An 18,712-nucleotide genomic window follows, 5' to 3' on the forward strand; every position below is an offset into this window, starting at 1 on the left:
CGCCGACGCGCACCGTCGCGAGTGGGCGTACGTGCTCGCCGCGACGGTACGCGTGACGCACGATCTCGACGCCGCCGAGGAGGCCGTGCAGGACGCGTACGTCCAGGCGTTGCGGGCCTGGGCCCGGGACGGGGTGCCCGAGCGGCCCGGCGCGTGGCTGACGACGGTCGCGCGACGCGGCGCGCTCAACGCGATGCGCCGGCGGCAGACGCTCCAGGCCAAGCTGCCGCTGCTGTCGGAACCCGAGGACACGGAGATGCCCGAGCCCGAAACGATCACCGACGACCGCCTACGGCTCATCTTCACCTGCTGTCACCCGGCCCTGGCGCGGGAGGCGCAGATCGCGCTCACGCTACGGCTGGTGTGCGGCGTGGCGACGCCGGACGTCGCCCAGGCGTTCCTCGTCACCGAGCCGACGATGGCCGCCCGCATCACGCGCGCCAAGAAGAAGATCACCGTCGCGCGCATCCCATACGCCGTGCCGCCCGCGGAGGATCTGCCCGAGCGGGTCGACGCGGTGCTGACCGTCATCCACCTGCTCTACTCCACCGGGCACACCGCGCACTCGGGCGAGAACCTCGTCCGCGACGAGCTCACCGATCGCGCGCTCGACCTGGCGCGGATGCTGCGCCTGCTGCTGCCGGCCGACCGCGAGGCCGTCGGGCTGCTGGCGCTGCTGCTCGTCCACCACGCGCGCCGTGACACGCGCACCGACGCGCACGGCCGGCTGCTGCGCCTCGAGGAGCAGGATCGCTCCGCGTGGGACCGCGAGCTGATCGCCGAGGCCGACCGGCTCGTGGTCGCCGCGCTCACCGCGGGCCCGCCCGGGCGCTTCACGCTGCAGGCCGCGATCGCCGCCCTGCACGCGCAGGCCCCGAGCTACGCGGAGACCGACTGGCCGCAGATCCACACGCTATATGACGAGTTGTTGCGTATCTGGCCGTCGCCCGTCGTCGCGCTCAACCGCGCGGTCGCGGTGTCCATGGTCGCCGGGCCGGAGGCCGCGCTGGCCGAGATCGATGCGCTCGAACGCGACGGACGCCTGGCCGGCTACCGCTACCTGCCCGCGACAAAGGCGGACCTCCTGCACCGCCTCGGCCGCGACGCGGAGGCGGCCGAGGCGTACCAGGCGGCGCTGACGCTCAGCGGCAACGCCGCCGAGCAGGAGTTCCTAACCGAACGCCTCAGGTCGACCGGATGATCTCCGCGTAGCGGCGGCCGCTGGCCTTGACGGTGCGGGCCTGGGTGGCGAAGTCGACGTGGACGAGCCCGAAGCGCTGTCGTAGCCGTACGCCCACTCGAAGTTGTCAAGGAGCGACCAGGCGAAGTACCCGCGCACCGGCGCGCCCGCGCCGCGGGGCCCGCGCGCAGGCGCGTACGTGCGCCTCAAGGTGCTCGGCGCGCTCGTGATCCTCGATGGAACCGTCCGGCCGGACCTCGTCGGGGAACGCCGAGCCGCACTCGGTGACGTAGATCGCCGACGCTCTCTACTCGTTCGTCAGCCGGAGCAGCAACCGCTCCAGCCCAAGATCCACGGGACACTCCTTAGGCGAGAGCGACGCCCTCGACCGCCTCGTTGCCGGTCGGCCGGCGGCCCTCCCAAAGGGCGGTCAGCGCGGTGGCGGCCATCACGCGCACGCCCACCGCGATGCACCGCTCGTCGACGTCGAAGTCGCCCCGGTGCAGGTCGTACTCGACCGTCGAACCAGGCGCGCGCACCCCGAGGCGGCCGAGCGCACCCGGAATCGACTCGAGATACCAGCCGAAGTCCTCGCCGCCGAGGCTCTGCGGCGTCGGCACCACGCCTTCCTCACCGAGGACCTGACCGGCGGCGTCACGGAACATCTGCACGCTCGTCGCCTCGTTGACGGTGGGCGGCACGCCGCGGATGTACTCCAGTGACGCCTCGACGTCGTAGGCGGCCGCCACCGACTGCAGCAGGGCCTTCATCATCTCGGGCGCCCGGTGCCAGGCGTCGTCGTCCAGGCAGCGCACGGTGCCCTCGGCGATCCCGTCGTCGGGGATCGCGTTGGCGACCGACCCGGCGGAGACGCGGCCCCACACCAGGCTCAGGCTGGAACGCGGGTCGACCCGCCGCGACAGCGCCGACGGAAGCTCAGTGACGATCTTGGCGAGCGCGTAGACCAGGTCGGCGGTGAGATGCGGCCGGGCCGTGTGGCCGCCCGGGCCGGTCACCTTCACATAGACCTTGTCGCACGCCGCCGTGATCGGACCGACCCGCAGACCCAGCCTGCCGACCTCTACCCGGGGGTCGCAGTGCAGCGCGAAGACCCGGTCGACGCCCGCGATGCCGCCCGCGGCCATGACGTCGAGCGCACCGCCCGGCTTCTCCTCGGCCGGCTGGAAGATCAGCCGAACCCGGCCGGGAAGCAGGCCCGCGGCGGCCTGCTGGGCCAGGAAACGGCCGGCGCCGATGAGCATGGTCGTGTGCACGTCGTGGCCGCAGGCGTGCGCGACCCCGGGCACCGTTGAGCGGTAGGCGACATCCTTCTCGTCCATGAGCGGCAGCGCGTCGATGTCCGCGCGCAGGCCCACCATCGGGCCCTCGGCCGGGCCGACGTCGCACAGCACGCCGGTGCCCTTGGGCAGCACCGTCGGGCGCAGCCCGGCGGCGGTCAGCTGGTCGACGATCCGCTGGGTGGTGCGATGCTCGACGTAGCCGAGCTCGGGATGCGCGTGCAGATCGCGGCGGAAGGCGATCAACCCGTCCTCGTTCTGGGCGAGGAAGGCGTCGAGCTGCATCTGCAGCCGCCGCGCGTCCCCGCTGACACCGGCGTCGAAAGCGGGCATCACCCCGTGTCCCGACCGCGTCATGTGCGCCCCCTCTGGCATGGCGGCGCCGCATGACGCCGCCGCATCCGCTTCGTCCCCCTCGGCGGGCGGCTCCTCGGGGACCTCACATCCCGCCATGGGCCACCTCCCGCGGGGAGACGAACCTGTCCTCGTAGAACTCTTTGATGGCGGCGTCGACGACGTTCTCCAGGGATCCGCCCTCGGCGCGTATCGCGCGCTGCCGCTCGTACGGCGCCCCGTGGTCGAGGACCTCGCCGGCGACCTTCAGTTCCTCGGCGCAGCCCAGCCGGTCGGCCACGGGCTCCAGCTCACGGATCAGCTCGTAGAGATCGTCTCGGAGCGGCGTCGTGCTGCCGGTGTCATCGGTGATGACGGTGGCGTCGAGTCCATAACGGGTGGCCCGCCACTTGTTGTCGCGGACGACCCACGCGGCGGGACGAGGCAGAGTGTAGCCCCGGTCGAGCTGCTGGTCGAAGAGGGTGACCAGGCTCTGGCACAGTGCCGCCGCCATGCCGACCTCACGCAGGGTGGGAATGCCGTCGAACATCCGGATCTCGATCGTGCCGAAATCGGGGTGCGGGCGGATGTCCCACCACACCTCCTTGATGCTGCGGATGGTGCCGGCCCGCAGCAGAGTGTCCATGTACTCCTCGAACTCGGCCCAGTCGGCGAGCGAGTGCGGCGGCCCGGCGGTCGGCAGGGAGCCGAAGATGATCGCCCGGCTGGACGCCAACCCGGTGTCGTGGCCGTTCCAGAACGGGCTCGACGCGGTCAGCGCGAGGAAGTGCGGCAGGTACGCGGAGAGCGCGTTGACGATGGGAATGGCCTTGTCCACGTGGCGTACGCCCACGTGCACGTGCACCCCGAAGGTCTGGATGCGGCGGGCCAGCCACTGCATCTGCTCGACCAGCTCGGCATAGCGCTGGACCGGTGCCATCACCGCGTCGCGCCAGTCGCTGATCGGATGCGATCCCGTGCACGCCAACGCGGTGCCCCGCGCCTCGGCGACCGACCGAAGCTGCGCGACGGTCCCGGCGAGGTCCCTCTTGGCCTCACCGACCGTATGGCAGATATCGGTCACGATCTCCACCGTCGACTCCATCAGCTCGTGCCGGATCTTCGGGATGTCCCCGTCCTCGCTGAGGCCGGGCAGCGCGGCCAGCACCTCGCGCGCGTCCTGCCGAAGGTGCTTGGTCTCCGTGTCGATGAGCTGAAGCTCCCATTCGACACCCAGCGTCGCCCCACGCGACGCGTTGAAGTCAATGGCCACGGCCAACCTCCATCCACAATCTTTGCAGGTCGATGCGTGGCACGTGGGGCTATTGGACCAGCGCGTTCCCGATACCGACCCGCACAGGGCGCTCCAAGCCTGGTCAACAGAGGATCACTCACCTCGTGCCGCCACATACCGCATCGCGGATGCATGCCCGGAACAGCGCGGCCGACGCGTCTCGCCGACGGCCGAACACTGTCCGTAATCTACTCCCGGCGCGGCCCATCCGGTCCGCGACGCCGCGCGGACCGGGAGGCGGCGGCGTATCAGAGGTTTCGGCCATGCTCACCGGCCTCGCCGGGCCCTGCCGGCCCAGTGGGTACGGCCGGCTCAGTACACGTCTGCGGGGACATAGACGCCCCAGACGTCGCGCAGTGCGTTGCAGACCTCGCCGACGGTCGCCCGGGCCCTCAGCGCGTCCTTCAGCGGGTGCAGGAGGTTGGTGTCGCCCGGCGCCTCGCCGCCGTCCCCCTTCTCCGCGGCCCGGCGCAGCTCGTCCAGGTACCGCCGCACGTCCTCGCCCGACCGGGCGGCGCGCAGCTCGGCCAGCCGGGCGGCCTGCTCGCTCTCGATCGACGGGTCGACGCGCAGCGGCTCGTACGGCTCCCGGCCTTCGGTCCTGAACCGGTTGACGCCGACGATCGTCCGGTCCCCGGACTCGATCTCCTGCGCCACCTGGTAGGCCGACTTCTCGATCTCACCCTTCTGGAAGCCGTGCTCGATCGCGGCCACCGCACCGCCGAGATCCTCGACCCGGCCGATGAGCGCGCGGGCGGCCTCCTCGACCTGCGACGTCAGCGACTCGACGGCGTACGAACCGGCGAACGGGTCGACCGTCGCCGTCAGGTCCGACTCGTGCGCGATCACCTGCTGGGTGCGCACCGCCAGCCTGGCCGCCTTCTCCGAGGGCAGCGCGATCGCCTCGTCGAAGGAGTTGGTGTGCAGCGACTGCGTACCGCCGAGCACCGCGGCCAGCGCCTGGATGGCGACCCGCACCACGTTGACCTCGGGCTGCTGCGCCGTGAGCTGCACGCCGGCCGTCTGGGTGTGGAACCGCAGCATCTGCGACTTGGGGTTCTTCGCCCCGAACTCGTCCCGCATGATCGACGCCCAGATCCGCCGGGCCGCGCGGAACTTCGCGACCTCCTCCAGCAGCGTCGTGCGGGCCACGAAGAAGAACGAGAGCCGCGGTCCGAACGAGTCGACGTCCAGGCCCGAGGCGACCGCCGTGCGCACGTACTCCATGGCGTTGGCGAGGGTGAACGCGATCTCCTGTACGGGCGTCGCGCCCGCCTCGGCCATGTGGTAGCCCGAGATCGAGATGGTGTTCCAGCGCGGGATCTCGGTCTGGCAGTAGGAGAACATGTCGGAGATCAGCCGCAGCGACGGCTTGGGCGGGAAGATGTAGGTGCCCCGCGCGATGTACTCCTTGAGGATGTCGTTCTGCACGGTGCCCGTCAGCTCGGCGCCGGAGATGCCCTGCTCCTCGGCGACCAGCTGGTAGAGCAGCAGCAGGATCGAGGCGGGGGCGTTGATGGTCATCGAGGTCGAGACCTTGCCCAGCGGGATGCCGTCGAACAGCGTCCTCATGTCCTCGATCGAGTCGATCGCCACTCCGACCTTGCCGACCTCGCCGTGCGCCATCGCGGAGTCGGAGTCGTGCCCCATCTGCGTCGGCAGGTCGAAGGCCACCGACAGGCCCGTGGTGCCGGCCTCGATCAGCTGGTGGTAGCGCTGGTTGGACTCGGCGGCGGTCGCGAACCCGGCGTACTGCCGCATGGTCCACGGCCGCTGCGTGTACATCGTCGGGTAGACGCCGCGGGTGAACGGATAGGACCCCGGCTCCGCGAGCTCGGCCGATGGGTCGAACCCCTCCAGCGCCGATGGCCCGTATACCGGCTCGATGGGAAGGCCGGACTCCGATTCACGCGTCATAACCGCGATGGTACGGCCGTCGCCGCAGGAAGTGGACGGTGATGCCCCTCACGCGCACCGGATGGCTCTCAACACCCCCATGTCGAGAAATAATCCTTTTCGCTTCCCGCAGGGTCAAATTACGTGATCCGGTGTATCTCATTTCTGGACACTTCCTCTAGTCTTCGTGGAGCCATGGGAACCGTACGCCGGGCGACCGCCCTGATCACCGCGCCACTCGTCGTGGCCCTGACCACCGCCGGTCCTGTCATCGAACCCGCGGCCGGCGCGGCGCGCACCGGAGAGGTCGCAGGCGCCGTCGCCGGCGAGCCGATCGGCGGCTCCCGGCTCGGCGGACGCGGTGTGGTGTACGGCCGGGCGCAGGGTGTCAAGCCTCCGCCGAAGATCGAGGCCTCGTCCTACCTCATCGCCGACGGCGACACGGGCGAGGTGCTCGCGGCGAAGGACCCGCACGGTCGTTATCTGCCGGCGAGCACGCTGAAGACCCTCACCTCGGTGGCGCTGATCCCCAAGCTCGATCGGAACGCGCTGATCCGCCCGGCCCAGAGCGCGGTCGACGTGGAGGGCACCAAGGTCGGCATGACCACCAAGTGGCGCTACCCGGTGTCGGACCTGTTCAAGGCGCTGATGATGGTCTCGGGGAACGACGCGGCCCTGGTCCTCACCCAGGCCGGCGGCGGGATGCGGCGCACCCTGGCGACCATGAACGCCGAGGCCAAGCGCCTGCAGGCGAACGACACCCTCGCGGGCTCGCCCAACGGCCTCGACGTGGACCTGGGGCTGTCGGTCAAGACGCAGCACACCTCCGCGTACGACCTGACGCTCATCCTGCGTCAGGGGCTGCGGCTGCGCGACTTCCGCGAGTACGTGGGCACGATCGACGCCAAATGGCCCGGCCCGCCGTCCAAGAAGCAGCGCGCGCGAGGCCAGCGGGTCGGCGGCTACCCGATCTACACGCACAACCAGCTGCTGCGGCCGGGACGGGCCCACTACCGGGGGATGATCGGCGGTAAGAACGGCTACACCAACGCCGCCCAGCAGACCTTCGTCGGCGCGGCCCGCCGCAACGGCCACACCATCATCGTCGCGCTGATGCACTCCCCGGTCCTCTGGTCGTACGCCACCGAACTGCTCGACTGGGGGTTCGCGGCGCGGGGCAGGGTGCAGCCGGTGGGCACGCTCGTGAACCCGCTCGACACCGAGAAGAAACCGGAGCCGAAGCGCGACAACGGCACGCTCCCCGGCATCCCGCTGGACCGGGACAAGGCGAGCGGCTGGGGACTCACCGCGCTGGCGGCGGGCGGCGGCACCGTGATCGTGATCGGAGCGGCCCTCGTGCTCGTGCTGATGAGGCGCCGTCGCGCGGGCACGGCCGGAGGAGCCCCTCCGCCGCGGCCCGAGGACGCGCACGAGCCGGCCGATCCGCCGGCCAGATAACGACCTTCCGGCAGCGCCCGTCAGCGGGAGACCCCCGGATGGCGACCTTCAGCGCCCGGTGTCCTCCGCCTTGGGCGGCGGTGCCCGGTCGGCGCTGAGGACGACGCGGCGAGTGGCGGTCCAGGCCGCCGTGAACAGGGTGAAGCGCGAGACCACGTTCATCCAGACGAGCAGCCCGGCGACGACAGCGAACGAGGCGTAGACCGGGTTCCTCGTCGTGTGCCCGACCAGAAAGGTCGCGAGAAGCTTCAGGATCTCGAGGCCGACCGCGCCGAACAACGCCCCGCGGATGATCCGCCGCCACGGCGCGCGGGTGCCGGTCAGTCTGGAGAAGAGCACCAGGAAGATCAGTGCGTTGAAACAGATGGCCACCGCCACCGCGAGCAGCCGCAGCAGGACGCCCATTCCGAACATCCGGTCGAGCCCGAGGACGTGCAGCGCCCAGTTGGTGCCCGAGGTGGTGATCGTCGAGACGGCGACCGACACGATGAGCACCATGCCGAGGAAGACGAGGACCCCGACGTCCCCGAGCTTTCGCTTCAGGAAATTGCCGCCGCCGGTCGGATCGTGGCCCCAGATCTCACGCAGTGACTCGCGGAGCGCCTCGACCCAGGCGACTCCGATGATCAGCAGACCCACCAGGCCGATCACCCCGGCGGTCGCCTTGGCCTGGGCGATCTGTTCGACCGCGAGCCGGTCGGCGATGCCGGGCAGCACCGAGTTGATGGCGTCGACGAGATAACCGCGGGCCTGCTCGCTGATCCCGACGACGTAGCCGAGCAGGGCGTACGCCAGCGCGAGCAGCGGGAAGAACGACAGGAAGCCGAAATAGGTGATGGCCGCGGCCATCCGGTCACCGCGATGCTCTTGGTACCGCTCGTAGGCACGGGACAGGTGATCGAACCAGGGCGAACGCCGCCGTGCCCCGCGCAGCACCCGCACCGCTCGCTCGTGCTCGGACTCGACCCGGCGCCGCATGACCCCGACGACGCGCGACATGCACGGTCTCTACCCACGCGACCGACGACAATGCGGCAGGGCGACACGGCAACCGGCGGCCCCGCCGTCGCATTGCCGCGGACCCGGGTAAACCCCCGCCGCGGATGAGGCGTCTTGAAGACGTCGTCTCGCGAGCGTCCCGCCCGTCCCGCGCCGCCAACCGGTGGGGACCGGCGTTCCAGGCGATTCCCCATCGCTCAATCGGCACCGCCCACCGCGGTGCGCCGATACGACCGAGTGCGGAATCCGGTGACGTGACGCCCGAGCGGGGTCGCACCGGGTCATTGCCGTGCCCCGACCGACGCGAGGTGTGCCATCCCTGTGAAAACCGAGACCCCCGAGCGAGAACCCGTAGTCGGCATCGCTCATTCGCGCGACGGGTCCGGCCGTCTCACCGGCCTGGTGGAACGACTGGGCCGAGGTGGCGGACCCGCCCGCGCCACCGCGTTCCTCGACGGGGCCACGGACGCCGCCGTCGTGGCCTTCGCGGCCTGGACGGCGGTCTATCACGCCGGACTGCTGATCCGGCCGCCGACAGCGGTGCTGGTCGCGGCCTGGCTGGTGGTCATGGCGACGCTCGCGGCCGTACGGATGACGCGCGGGACGACAGACCGGGCGCGATCACCTCGCGGGACCGCCACGCCGCCCGCCCGGGCCACCGGCGTGGATCCGATCGCGGGCGGCCGGACGCGCACGTACGCGCGATGGGCGGGCCCGGTGCTCGGTGTCGCGGCCGGCGTGGCGGCGGGTCTGTACCGGTCGGGGGTGCCCTGGTGGATCACCTGCGTGCTCGGGGCCGCGGCGGTCGCGGTCACCCTGACGGCGCTGCGCGGCAGCCGGTACCGGCCGGATACGGCGCCGGTCGCCGACCGCGGCTCGCTGCCGGCGCTCGTCTCGGTCCTCGTCACGGCCGCCGGATTCGCCGGTGCCTCACTGTTCGTCGTCAACCCCGACGGTGACGACGCCTACTTCATGTCCCGGTCGGTGTGGACGGCCGAGCACGGCCGGATCCCGTTCCGCGACGTCATCTTCACCCCCGGGTCGGTCGGGACGGTCGGAGGCGAACCGCCCATCGCGTCCGTCGAGGTCTTCAACGGCGCGCTGGCCCGCCTGCTCGGCATCGCGGCGTCGTCGTTCACCTGGTACCTCTTCCTGCCGGTGGTGACCTTCCTGGCCGTCTGGGCCATGTGGCGGTTGATCCGGCTGTGGGCCCCCCGGCGCGCGGCGGCGTGTTTCGCGACCGCCGCCGTCTATCTGCTCTGGACGGGGGCGGGCACCGGATCCTTCGGATCGTTCCACCTGATCAGGATGTGGCAGGGCAAGGGCGTTCTCGTGTCCCTGGCGGTACCGCTGCTGTACGTCTACCTCACCCGCTGGGCGGAACACCGGTCCCGTCGTGATCTCTGGCTCGCCGTCGCCGTGGGGGCCGCCGCCACCGGGCTGGCCTCGGCCGCGACGTTCGTCGTGCCGCTCGTGACCGTCGCCGCCGTCGGCCCGCTGCTGCTGCGTGCCGGGCTGGACACCGGGCGGCAGCGGGTCGAAGGGCTGCGGACCGCCCTGGCCGCCTGCGCCGCCATGGCCTATCCGGTCGTGGGCGGGGTGATGGTCGCGTTGTTCAGCGACACGGTCGAGGTCGGCGGACGGTTGTCCCCCGCCCCGGTCAGCTACTCGATCGTGCTGCTGACCGGTGTGCTGGGCGTCATCGCCGGTTGCGCGCTGTGGACGGCACCGTGGATCAGCCGGCGCGGCGTGCCGGCACTGGTCACGGCGGGCGTGGCGGCGATCGCCACCGTCCTTTTCGTCCCTGGCGTGCTGGAGCTGATGGCGGATGCCACCGGTGCGGCGCCGGTGCTGTGGCGCACGATGTGGTCGGTGCCGGCCGCCGCGCTGATCGGGCTGCTCGCGGCCCTGCCGCTGCCCGGTGCCCTGCGCCGGCTCTCGCCGCTGCCGGCGGTGCTGTTGTGCGCCGCGTTCGTGATCTGCGGCACCCCGCTGTGGACGGCCGGGGGCAGGTCCGTCGTCGCCGAACTGCCCTCGTGGAAGGCCTCTCGCTCTTCGCTGATCACCGCCCGGGCGGTGGTGGCCGCCACCGGCGGAGCGTCCGGTGCCGTGCTGATGCCGGACCGGTACATGCGCAACGTGCCCCTCATAACCTCGCGGGTGCAGGCGGTCAACGCCAATCCGCACTATCTGATGAATCTTCCCGTCGGCAGGTCGTTCATCGCCGACCGGCGGTTGCTCACCGCTGTGGTCGGCCGGAGTACGAGGCCCGCGCCGGTTACGGACGTACGGGCGGCGCTCGACCGGGTCGGTGTGGTCATCGCCTGCGCCCAGGCCCACAACGACATCGGCCTGCGTGTCCTGCAGGACGCCGGATACGTACGTCCCGTCCACATCCACGGGCTGGTGTGCCTGTTCCCGCCCGCCCGGCCGTCCGAGCGGGCGGCGGACACGCCGGCGACCGGCGGCGGGCCGGCCTCAGCCGGATTCGGGTGAGCCGGATTCAGGTGAGCCCGGGCCGTCGGCTCCGAACGGGAAGTCCCGCTGGGGGCGCCAGACGCCGTCGGACCCGTGCTCGTACAGCGAGAAGCCCCACACCGGGAACCGCGCCTCGTAGTGGCCGAGTTCCTTGCCGGCACGGTCCAGCACCTCGTCGGCGAGATCGTGCGCCACCGTGACGTGCGGATGGTAGGGGAACCGCGGCGACCGCCACAGCGGGCCGCTGCGCACCTTGCGCTCCACCTGTGCGCACGAGCCGGCGCCCTCGGCGAGTGAGACGAACACCACCGGCGACACAGGGCGGAACGTCCCGGTGCCGTACAGCCGGATCGGGAAGGCGCGCTCAGTGACCGCCACCTCCCGCAGGTGGCGTTCGATCGAGCCGAGGGCGGCGGCGCTCACCGGGGTCGGCGGCAGGAGCGTGATGTGCGTCGGGATCGACCGGGCGAGCGGATCGCCGAAGGACTCCCGCCAGCGTTGCAGTTCGGTTCCGTACGGATCGGGGATCGGAATCGCCACTCCGATGGTCCGCAGCGGGTCAGGCGCGCCCACGTCCGACGAATCCCACCCGATCACGCACGGCCTCCATGGTCCGAGCGGCGACCTCGCCGGCCCGGGCGGCGCCCTGGGCCAGGATGCGGTCGAGTTGTTCCTCGTCGCCGAGCACCTTCTCCGTACGCTCCCGGATCGGGGTGAAGGTGTCGAGGACCAGTTGCGCCAGATCCTTCTTCAGCGACCCGTAGCCCGCACCGGCGTACTGCCGCTCGAGATCGTCGATCGACGAGCCCGAGAGCGCGGAGTAGACGCGCAGGAGGTTGGTGATCCCCGGCTTCTTCTCCTCGTCGTAGCTGATCTCGGTGCCGGTGTCGGTGACCGCGCGCATGATCTTCTTGCGCATGGAGCCCGGCTCTTCGAGCACGTCGACGATGCCCTGCGGCGATGACGACGACTTGCTCATCTTCGCCGTGGGCTCCTGCAGATCCGTGATCTTGGCGGTGGCCTTGGGGATGTAGGCCTCCGGCAGGGCGAAGGTCTCACCGAAGCGGTGGTTGAACCGCTGCGCGAGAGTGCGGGTCAGCTCGAGGTGCTGCCGCTGGTCCTCGCCGACCGGCACCTGGCAGCCGCCCACGCCCTCACCGGGCTCGGGGGTGTAGAGGAGGATGTCGGCGGCCTGCAGGATCGGGTAGGTGAACAGGCCGACGCTGGCGCCGCTCGCGCCCTGCTTGGCCGACTTGTCCTTGAACTGGGTCATGCGGCCCGCCTCGCCGAAGCCGGTCAGGCAGCCGAGGATCCAGGCCAGCTCGGAGTGTTCGCGCACGTGGCTCTGCACGAAGAGGGTGGACCGCTCGGGGTCGACGCCCATCCCCAGCAGCTGCGCGGCCGACAGCCGGGTGCGCCTGCGCAGCGCCTCGGGCTCGTAGTCGACGGTGATGGCATGCAGATCGACGACGCAGTAGAAGGCGTCGTGGGTGTCCTGCAGCGCGACCCACTGGCGCAGGGCGCCGAGGTAGTTGCCCAGGTGAAAGGAGTCACCGGTGGGCTGGATACCCGAGAGGACGCGACGGGTGGACCCCGGCGTCGGCCCCGTGGTCTGCCCTGTGGTTTGAGGAGCGTAGCCCTGGGGGCCGGACACTGCGGACATGTGCACGAACCGATTCTGTCAGGCCTCGCTTGAGGCGATGTCGTTTGCTGTCGCTGTCGCTTCACCTGTCCCGGCGCCGCCGGGATCGGCGGTGCCGGTGTTGCCGGTGTTGCCGCCGTCCAACGGCGTGACGCGCACGCGGGCCACCCGGCGGCCGTCCATCTCGACGACCCCCATCCGGTGCCGGTCGATCTCGACCGCCTCCCCCACCTGGGGCACGTGCCCGAGCACCGCCATGATGTGCCCTGCCACGGTCTCGTACGGCCCTTCGGGAAGCACTATGCCGGTCTCGGCGGCGAAGGCGTCCAGGTTGAGCAGGCCGTCGAGCTCGACCGCTCCACCGTGCAGCCGGCGCGCCTGCGCGTCCTCCACATCATATTCGTCGCGGATATCCCCGATGAGCTCCTCGAGGAGGTCCTCCAGGGTGATGATCCCCGCGGTTCCGCCGTACTCGTCCACGACGATCGCCAGGTGGTGGCCCTCCCGGCGCATCTCGGACAGGACGGCGAGCACCTGCTTGCCCATCGGCAGGTACTTCACCGGCCGCATGACCTCCGAGACGGGCACCGACCGGCCGACGAGATCGGGATCGAGCAGATCTCGCACGTGCACGAACCCGATGACCTCGTCGTGGGTGTCCCGGTAGACAGGGAACCGGGAGTGCGGGCTGTCGGCCGCTATCCGGGCGGCGGCGTTCAACGGGGTGGCCGCGTCCAGGAACTCCACCTCCGTACGCGGCACGAACACCTCGCGCAACTGCCGCGCGCCGGCCGCGAAGACCTCCTCGATGAGCCTGCGCTCGTCTCCGGTGATCCCCTGGTGCCCCGCGACGAGGGCCCGCACCTCCGCGGCGGTGATCCGGTCACGGAGATCGCCCAGGCCGCCGCCGAGCCGCCTCATGATCACCAAGGTGGCGCAGAAGGCACCGAGCAGCATCGAGCACAGCGCCGGCAGGCCGTACTTCACGAGATCGCTCACCCCGTGGCCTCCCGGCACCGGCACTCCGAACGGCCCGCCGATCCGGCGGGGGATCTACCGCTAGGGTCGTCGTCCATGGTCCAAGGCGGCTCGTCCAGGGCGTTCTGCCATGTGCGGCTGGTCAGGGCTTTCTCAGAGTTTTATCAGGGCTTTCGCACAGCGGCCGGGCGGCGTCCGGCCGCGCGACCTCGGAACATCAGCCTACCTGGATACGCTGAGTGAACCTGGATACGGAGGCGCAGTGAAGCTGCTCGTCACCGGCGGCGCCGGCTACATCGGAAGCGTCGTCAGCGATCAACTCTGCACGGCGGGGCACGAGGTGGTCGTACTCGACGACCTGTCGACCGGGCACCGCGACGCCGTGCCCGCCGGGGCCCGGCTGGTCGAGGGGACGCTGCGCGACCTGGCGTTCGAGGTCCTCGACGGCGCCGGCTTCGACGCCGTCCTGCACTTCGCGGCGAGGTCGCTGGTCGGGGAGTCGGTGGAGAGGCCGGGCCTCTACTGGGACAAGAACCTCGGCGAGTCGCTGGCGCTGCTGGACGCGATGCGGCGGGCCGGGGTCTCGCGCATCGTTTTCTCCTCCACCGCCGCCACCTACGGCGAGCCCGAGTCGGCGCCGATCCTGGAGACCGATCCCACCCGGCCCACCAACCCCTACGGCGCCTCGAAGCTGGCGATCGACACCGCGCTCACCGAGTACGCCCGGCTGCACGGGATCGGCGGGGTTAGCCTGCGCTACTTCAACGTGGCCGGAGCGCGCGGCCGGTTCGGTGAGCGCCACGCCACCGAGACGCACCTGATCCCGATCGTCCTGCAGGTCGCCACCGGGGCCCGCGACAAGGTGTTCATGCACGGCGACGACTATCCGACGCCGGACGGCACCTGCGTCCGCGACTACATCCACGTGGTCGACCTGGGGGTCGCCCACCTGCTGGCGCTGGAGTCCTGCCGGCCCGGGGTCCACAAGATCTTCAACCTCGGCAACGGCGCCGGGTTCTCGGTGCGCGAGGTCATCGAGGTCTGCCGCCAGGTGACCGGCCATCCGATCCCCGCAGAGGTGGGGCCACGCCGCGCCGGCGACCCGGCCGTGCTCGTCGCCTCCTCCGACCGGATCCGGTCCGAGCTCGGCTGGAAGCCCGAGCGCGATCTACGGGCCATGGTCGCCGACGCCTGGGCCTTCGCCCGGCACGGCCTGGCGTCATGAGCGATGCGATCGCGAATGCGAGCCGGGACCTCGACGCGACGTTCCAAGAGGCCTACCGGCGTCCCTCCGACGGCATCTGGCACGCCCCGGGCCGGGTCAACCTGATCGGCGAGCACACCGACTACAACGACGGCCTTGTCCTGCCGTTCGCCCTCGCACAAGGCGTCTCGGTCGCCGCGGCGGCCCGCGAAGACGAGGTGCTGGAACTGAGATCGCTCCAGGCGGCCGGCGAGGCGGCGAGCGTACCGCTCGACGGCCTCGCGCCCGGTGCGATCGGCGGTTGGGCCGGCTACGCCGCGGGGGTCGCCTGGGCACTGGGCGAGGCGGGCCACCGCGTGCGCGGCGCCTCCCTGCTGATCGACTCGGATCTGCCGCAGGGGGCGGGACTCTCGTCCTCGGCGGCGCTGGAATGCGCGGTCGCGCTGACCCTCTGCGAGCTGTCCGGCATCGACATCCCGCGGCCCGAGCTGGCCAGGATCGCCCAGCGCGCCGAGAACGACTTCGTCGGCATGCCCTGCGGGATCATGGACCAGTCGGCCGCGCTGCTGTGCACCGCCGATCATGCCCTTCTGCTGGACTGCCGCAGCGGGCTGTCCACGCAGGTTCCACTGGACCTCGCCGGCCTGACCCTGCTCGTGATCGACACCAGAGCACCCCACCAGCTCGTCGACGGGGCGTACGCCTCCCGCCGGGCGGAGTGCGAGCGGGCGGCCGACGCGCTGGGCGTCCCGGCGCTGCGAGATGTGACCGACCTCACCGAGGCTCTCGCCTCGCTGGACGACCCCGTGTGGCGCCGCCGGGTGCGGCACGTCGTGACCGAGAACCACCGGGTGGAGGCCACCGTCGGCCTGCTGCGCGCCGGTGCCGTGACCGAGGTCGGGGCGATGCTCACGGCTGCGCATCTCTCGCTGCGCGATCAGTTCGAGGTGTCGTGGCCGGAGGCGGACGTCGCGGTCGAGGCGGCCGTACGCGCCGGAGCCCGCGGCGGCCGGATGGTGGGCGGCGGCTTCGGCGGCTCGGCGATCGCCCTCGTACCGTCACCACTGGTCGGACGGGTGTGCGACGCCGCGCTGAACGCCTACGAGGCCCGCGGCTGGCGTCCTCCCGCGTTCCTGACCGCCGTGCCGTCCCCCGGGGCACGACGGCTGGCCTGACCGCGGAGCCTTCGCGGCCGGCGGTCACCCGGCGGCGGCCTCCAGCAGATCGGCGCGGAGCCGGCCTGCGGCCTCGGCGGCGTCCTTCCGGCCGAGTGCGGTGAACCCCGTGACGGCCTCCTCGACCCGGGCCAGCGCGTCCGCCCCCCGGTCGAGCGTGGCGAGAATCCGCGCCTCGTCGTAGCCGACCAGCGCCGTCTCCCACGTGACCGCGTCGGGTTCGTCGGCGGGCAGATCGGCGAGCGCCTGCCGGGCCGTCTCCATCACCCGCAGCGCGTCCTCGGGCTGCCGGCTCCACAGCAGGCACAGAGCGCCCTGTCGGCGCGCCCGCACGACGCCGAACGGCGCGCCCAGCGAGAGATGGAGCTCGGCGGCGGCGGCGAACCGCTCGGCCGCGATGCCGTCCTTGTCCAGCCCGCTGAGCAGCTCTCCCGCGCTCTCGTAGAACTCGGCCGCCGCCCCTGGCTCCTCGGCGCTCACGTCGTCGGCGAGCGCGCTGAAGGTCTCGGCGGCGGCCGCCGCCTCACCGAGCTCACGCTGGGCATTGGCCAGCATCCAGCGGGACCGCTTGGCGGCGCCGACGTCACCCAGCTCGGTCAGCATCGTGACCGCCTCCTCGGCCGCCTCGGCCGCCTCCAGGTGCCGGCCGGCCTGGTAGTAGCCGGCGCACAGGTCCTGGCGCGCGTAGGCGGCCTGCGGATAGGCGCCCCAGGCGGTGAAGCCGGCCACCGCCTCGATCAGGTCTTCGACCGCCTCGCCCACCCGGTCCCGCCCGACCTGGGTCAAGGAGAGCAGCCAGTTGCCCCGGGTCACGTGCGCGGCCGCACGCATGACGGGCGCGTCGGCGGGAGCGTTCACCACCGCCTCGGTGAGCGCCTCGCCCGCCGCGTCGCCGGTCTCGTGGCCCTCGGGGGCCTCCGCCAGCAACCGTCCGTGCAGGAGCGCCGCCTCGGCGAGGAGCACCGTCCGGCCCGTCGCACGGTAGCCGTCCCGGGCCCGCAGCGCGGCGGCCGCCGCCTCTTCCCACCTTCCGTCCAGCCCCGCGAGCACTCTGGCCCGCTCCAGGTCGACGGCGGCCGCGTCCACCGGGTCTGAGGCGGTGACCGCGTCCAGCGTGGACAGGGCGTCCGGCGATCGGCCGAGGTGGGCGTACGCGTCGGCCAGCCGCAGCCGCACCGCGACCCGGCGGCTGGTGCCGCCGTCCCCCCGGGCCGCCCACTCCGCGGCGGCCTCCAGCAGGGCGACGCCCTCGCCGGCCTGGTCCAACCGGCACAGCACCGCGCCCACCCGGCTCAGGGACGACTGGCGCCGCTCCTCGTCTCCGGCCTCCTCGTGCAGGAGGGCGGCACGCCGCCACGCCGCGACGGCCCCCTCGGGGTCGTCGCCCGAGATCAGCTCGAAGCCGAGGCCGTCGGCCCGGCGTCCAGAGAGTGCGCCGGGCAGATCGGCGACCGGGCCGGCGACCGAGTCGAAACGCCGCCACGCCGCGAGCGCCGCGCTCGTCTCCCCCCGGGCCCAGTGCTCCTCCGCCGCGTCGATCAGCTCGATCGGGTCGGCGTGGTCGGAGGGGTCGGAGGGATTGGCCGGGTCCGGTGTCGCGCCTGAGGCGGGTCCGGCCGCGGCGGCTCGAGCGGGCACGCGGGCGTGCGGCGTCAGCGGCAGGCGGTCGACGACCGGCTCGGCGTCCAGCACGGCCCGCGTGAGCTCGCTCTGGTGGCCGGTGCCGTTACGGGTGTCGAAGGCACCGGCGATCTCCATCGCGCGCGCCTCCAGCTCCGTGTGCAGCACCGCCACCGAGACCTCGGACGCGGCCCGCTCGCCGTGCGGCGGACGGCGCACGGTGACGTCTCCGTGCCCGGCGTCGCGCACCCTGCGCAGGACCAGCGCGGCACCCGCCGCGAACCGCATCGCGGCACCCGGGCTCGGCGCGCGGTCGAGCCAGCCGAGATGTCGTTCGATGATCTCCAGACCGCGGGCCTCGTTGCCGGTGCGCGCGCAGAACTCCAGGTGGTCGCCCAGCGACTCGAGGTCCCGCACGTTGGCGCGCATGATCCGGTAGGCCCGGCGGTGGGCGTCGCGTGCGCCGTCGAGCCGACCCGTCCGCAGGTAGACGGGCAGCAGGCCGGTGAGGATGTCCTGCGGCTGCTCGCTGCAGCGGAACTCCTCACGCAGCACCGGCTCGGCGATCGCGAGGGCGTCCTCGTCGCGTCCGCGCCACGACAGGTGGGCCAGCTTGGAGGTCGGGTCGCAGCCTTCGCAGTCCGACAGCACGTCCCGGGCGGCGCCGTTCCACTTGGCGTACCAGCGGTCCGCGGCCTCGGCGTCGCCCAGATGCCGGGCGACCGACTCCCGCCGCGCGTGGACGGCGTGCAGGCTGTGCCCGCCCATCCGGTAGCGCCGCTCCATGTCGTCGAGCACCGCGTACGTCCGCTCGAGCGGGACCTCGGGAAAGCCCGTGAGCGAGTTCACGACCGCCTTGAACTGCCACAGCAGGCGCAGCCCGGCGTTCTCCCCGTACCGCCCGGGATCGCGGTCGTGATCGGCCAGGCACCGGCTGAACGTGCCGAACGTCTTGATCGGCTCGCCGCCGTACTGGTAGGCGGAGCTCAGGTCCAACCGCACCTCGAAGGTCAGGACCTCGTCACCGGACGCCTGGGCGTGCCGTAGCGCGTCCTCGACGAGAACCGTCCTGGCCTCGCCGTACGGCAGCTCACGCGCGCGCTCGATCAGCCGGTACACGGCGTCTGTGGTCATCGGACCCGCTCCCTGTTCACGAT

General features: G+C 71.9%; 13 protein-coding genes and 1 pseudogene. 5 read left to right on the forward strand and 9 right to left on the reverse strand.

Annotated elements, in window-relative coordinates; genetic code table 11:
• The first annotated feature begins 31 nt into the window (after positions 1-31).
• Positions 32-1,201: an RNA polymerase sigma factor gene (locus tag HKK72_RS02940; protein ID WP_187232647.1), complete on the forward strand. Its 1,170-nt coding sequence runs from the start codon at positions 32-34 to the stop codon at positions 1,199-1,201.
• Here the strand turns inward: HKK72_RS02940 and HKK72_RS41985 are convergent.
• The 4 genes and pseudogenes from HKK72_RS41985 to HKK72_RS02960 all read right to left on the reverse strand — a co-directional run bounded on the left by HKK72_RS41985 (position 1,185) and on the right by HKK72_RS02960 (position 6,022).
• Positions 1,185-1,339: pseudogene (locus HKK72_RS41985) on the reverse strand (family 1 glycosylhydrolase). The gene HKK72_RS02940 and the pseudogene HKK72_RS41985 overlap by 17 nt on opposite strands.
• Positions 1,340-1,545: 206 nt before the next feature.
• Positions 1,546-2,811 carry an amidohydrolase gene (locus HKK72_RS02950; RefSeq protein WP_187232754.1) on the reverse strand — a complete coding sequence of 422 codons (1,266 nt, stop codon included), beginning with the start codon at positions 2,809-2,811 and terminating at the stop codon, positions 1,546-1,548.
• A gap of 106 nt (positions 2,812-2,917) precedes the next feature.
• Entirely contained in the window at positions 2,918-4,084 is a 1,167-nt protein-coding gene (locus HKK72_RS02955) for a glutamate--cysteine ligase (protein WP_187232648.1), read from the reverse strand.
• Positions 4,085-4,417: 333 nt separating this feature from the next.
• Positions 4,418-6,022 (reverse strand): methylmalonyl-CoA mutase, encoded by a 1,605-nt coding sequence (locus HKK72_RS02960; protein ID WP_187232649.1) that lies wholly within the window; start codon positions 6,020-6,022, stop codon positions 4,418-4,420.
• A 174-nt stretch (positions 6,023-6,196) separates the two neighbouring features.
• Here HKK72_RS02960 and HKK72_RS02965 point away from each other — a divergent pair, with 174 nt between their 5' ends.
• A complete protein-coding gene (locus HKK72_RS02965; protein ID WP_187232650.1) occupies positions 6,197-7,459 on the forward strand; it encodes a D-alanyl-D-alanine carboxypeptidase family protein in 1,263 nt (420 codons plus the stop codon).
• Positions 7,460-7,507: 48 nt separating this feature from the next.
• Here the strand turns inward: HKK72_RS02965 and HKK72_RS02970 are convergent, their stop codons facing one another.
• A complete protein-coding gene (locus HKK72_RS02970) occupies positions 7,508-8,458 on the reverse strand; it encodes a YihY/virulence factor BrkB family protein (RefSeq protein ID WP_187232651.1) in 951 nt (316 codons plus the stop codon).
• Positions 8,459-8,779: 321 nt separating this feature from the next.
• On the opposite strand from HKK72_RS02970, the gene HKK72_RS02975 reads away from it, so the two are divergent.
• The gene (locus HKK72_RS02975; protein WP_187232652.1) at positions 8,780-10,954 is read left to right on the forward strand and encodes a DUF6077 domain-containing protein; all 2,175 of its coding nucleotides are present in this window, start codon (positions 8,780-8,782) and stop codon (positions 10,952-10,954) included.
• On the opposite strand, the gene HKK72_RS02980 is transcribed toward HKK72_RS02975, so the two are convergent.
• The 3 genes from HKK72_RS02980 to HKK72_RS02990 are packed head-to-tail and all read right to left on the reverse strand — an operon-like array spanning position 10,937 to position 13,577.
• The gene (locus HKK72_RS02980; protein ID WP_315987043.1) at positions 10,937-11,533 is read right to left on the reverse strand and encodes a 2'-5' RNA ligase family protein; all 597 of its coding nucleotides are present in this window, start codon (positions 11,531-11,533) and stop codon (positions 10,937-10,939) included. The genes HKK72_RS02975 and HKK72_RS02980 overlap by 18 nt on opposite strands.
• The gene (trpS, locus tag HKK72_RS02985; RefSeq protein WP_315987044.1) at positions 11,496-12,605 is read right to left on the reverse strand and encodes a tryptophan--tRNA ligase; all 1,110 of its coding nucleotides are present in this window, start codon (positions 12,603-12,605) and stop codon (positions 11,496-11,498) included. The genes HKK72_RS02980 and trpS overlap by 38 nt, the downstream gene beginning before the upstream one ends.
• Positions 12,606-12,617: 12 nt before the next feature.
• Positions 12,618-13,577, reverse strand: a complete 960-nt coding sequence (locus HKK72_RS02990) for a hemolysin family protein (protein WP_315987045.1) — start codon at positions 13,575-13,577, stop codon at positions 12,618-12,620.
• 241 nt (positions 13,578-13,818) lie between these two features.
• Here HKK72_RS02990 and galE point away from each other — a divergent pair, with 241 nt between their 5' ends.
• Positions 13,819-14,781: a UDP-glucose 4-epimerase GalE gene (galE, locus tag HKK72_RS02995; RefSeq protein WP_187232653.1), complete on the forward strand. Its 963-nt coding sequence runs from the start codon at positions 13,819-13,821 to the stop codon at positions 14,779-14,781.
• The gene (gene galK / locus HKK72_RS03000; protein WP_187232654.1) at positions 14,778-15,935 is read left to right on the forward strand and encodes a galactokinase; all 1,158 of its coding nucleotides are present in this window, start codon (positions 14,778-14,780) and stop codon (positions 15,933-15,935) included. The genes galE and galK overlap by 4 nt, the downstream gene beginning before the upstream one ends.
• A 24-nt stretch (positions 15,936-15,959) precedes the next feature.
• Here galK and HKK72_RS40545 read toward each other — a convergent pair whose 3' ends face one another.
• The gene (locus HKK72_RS40545) at positions 15,960-18,689 is read right to left on the reverse strand and encodes a hypothetical protein (RefSeq protein WP_261986494.1); all 2,730 of its coding nucleotides are present in this window, start codon (positions 18,687-18,689) and stop codon (positions 15,960-15,962) included.
• Positions 18,690-18,712: the final 23 nt, after the last annotated feature.

It is taken from the genome of Actinomadura sp. HBU206391, assembly GCF_014323665.1.
Classification (GTDB): domain Bacteria; phylum Actinomycetota; class Actinomycetes; order Streptosporangiales; family Streptosporangiaceae; genus Actinomadura_C.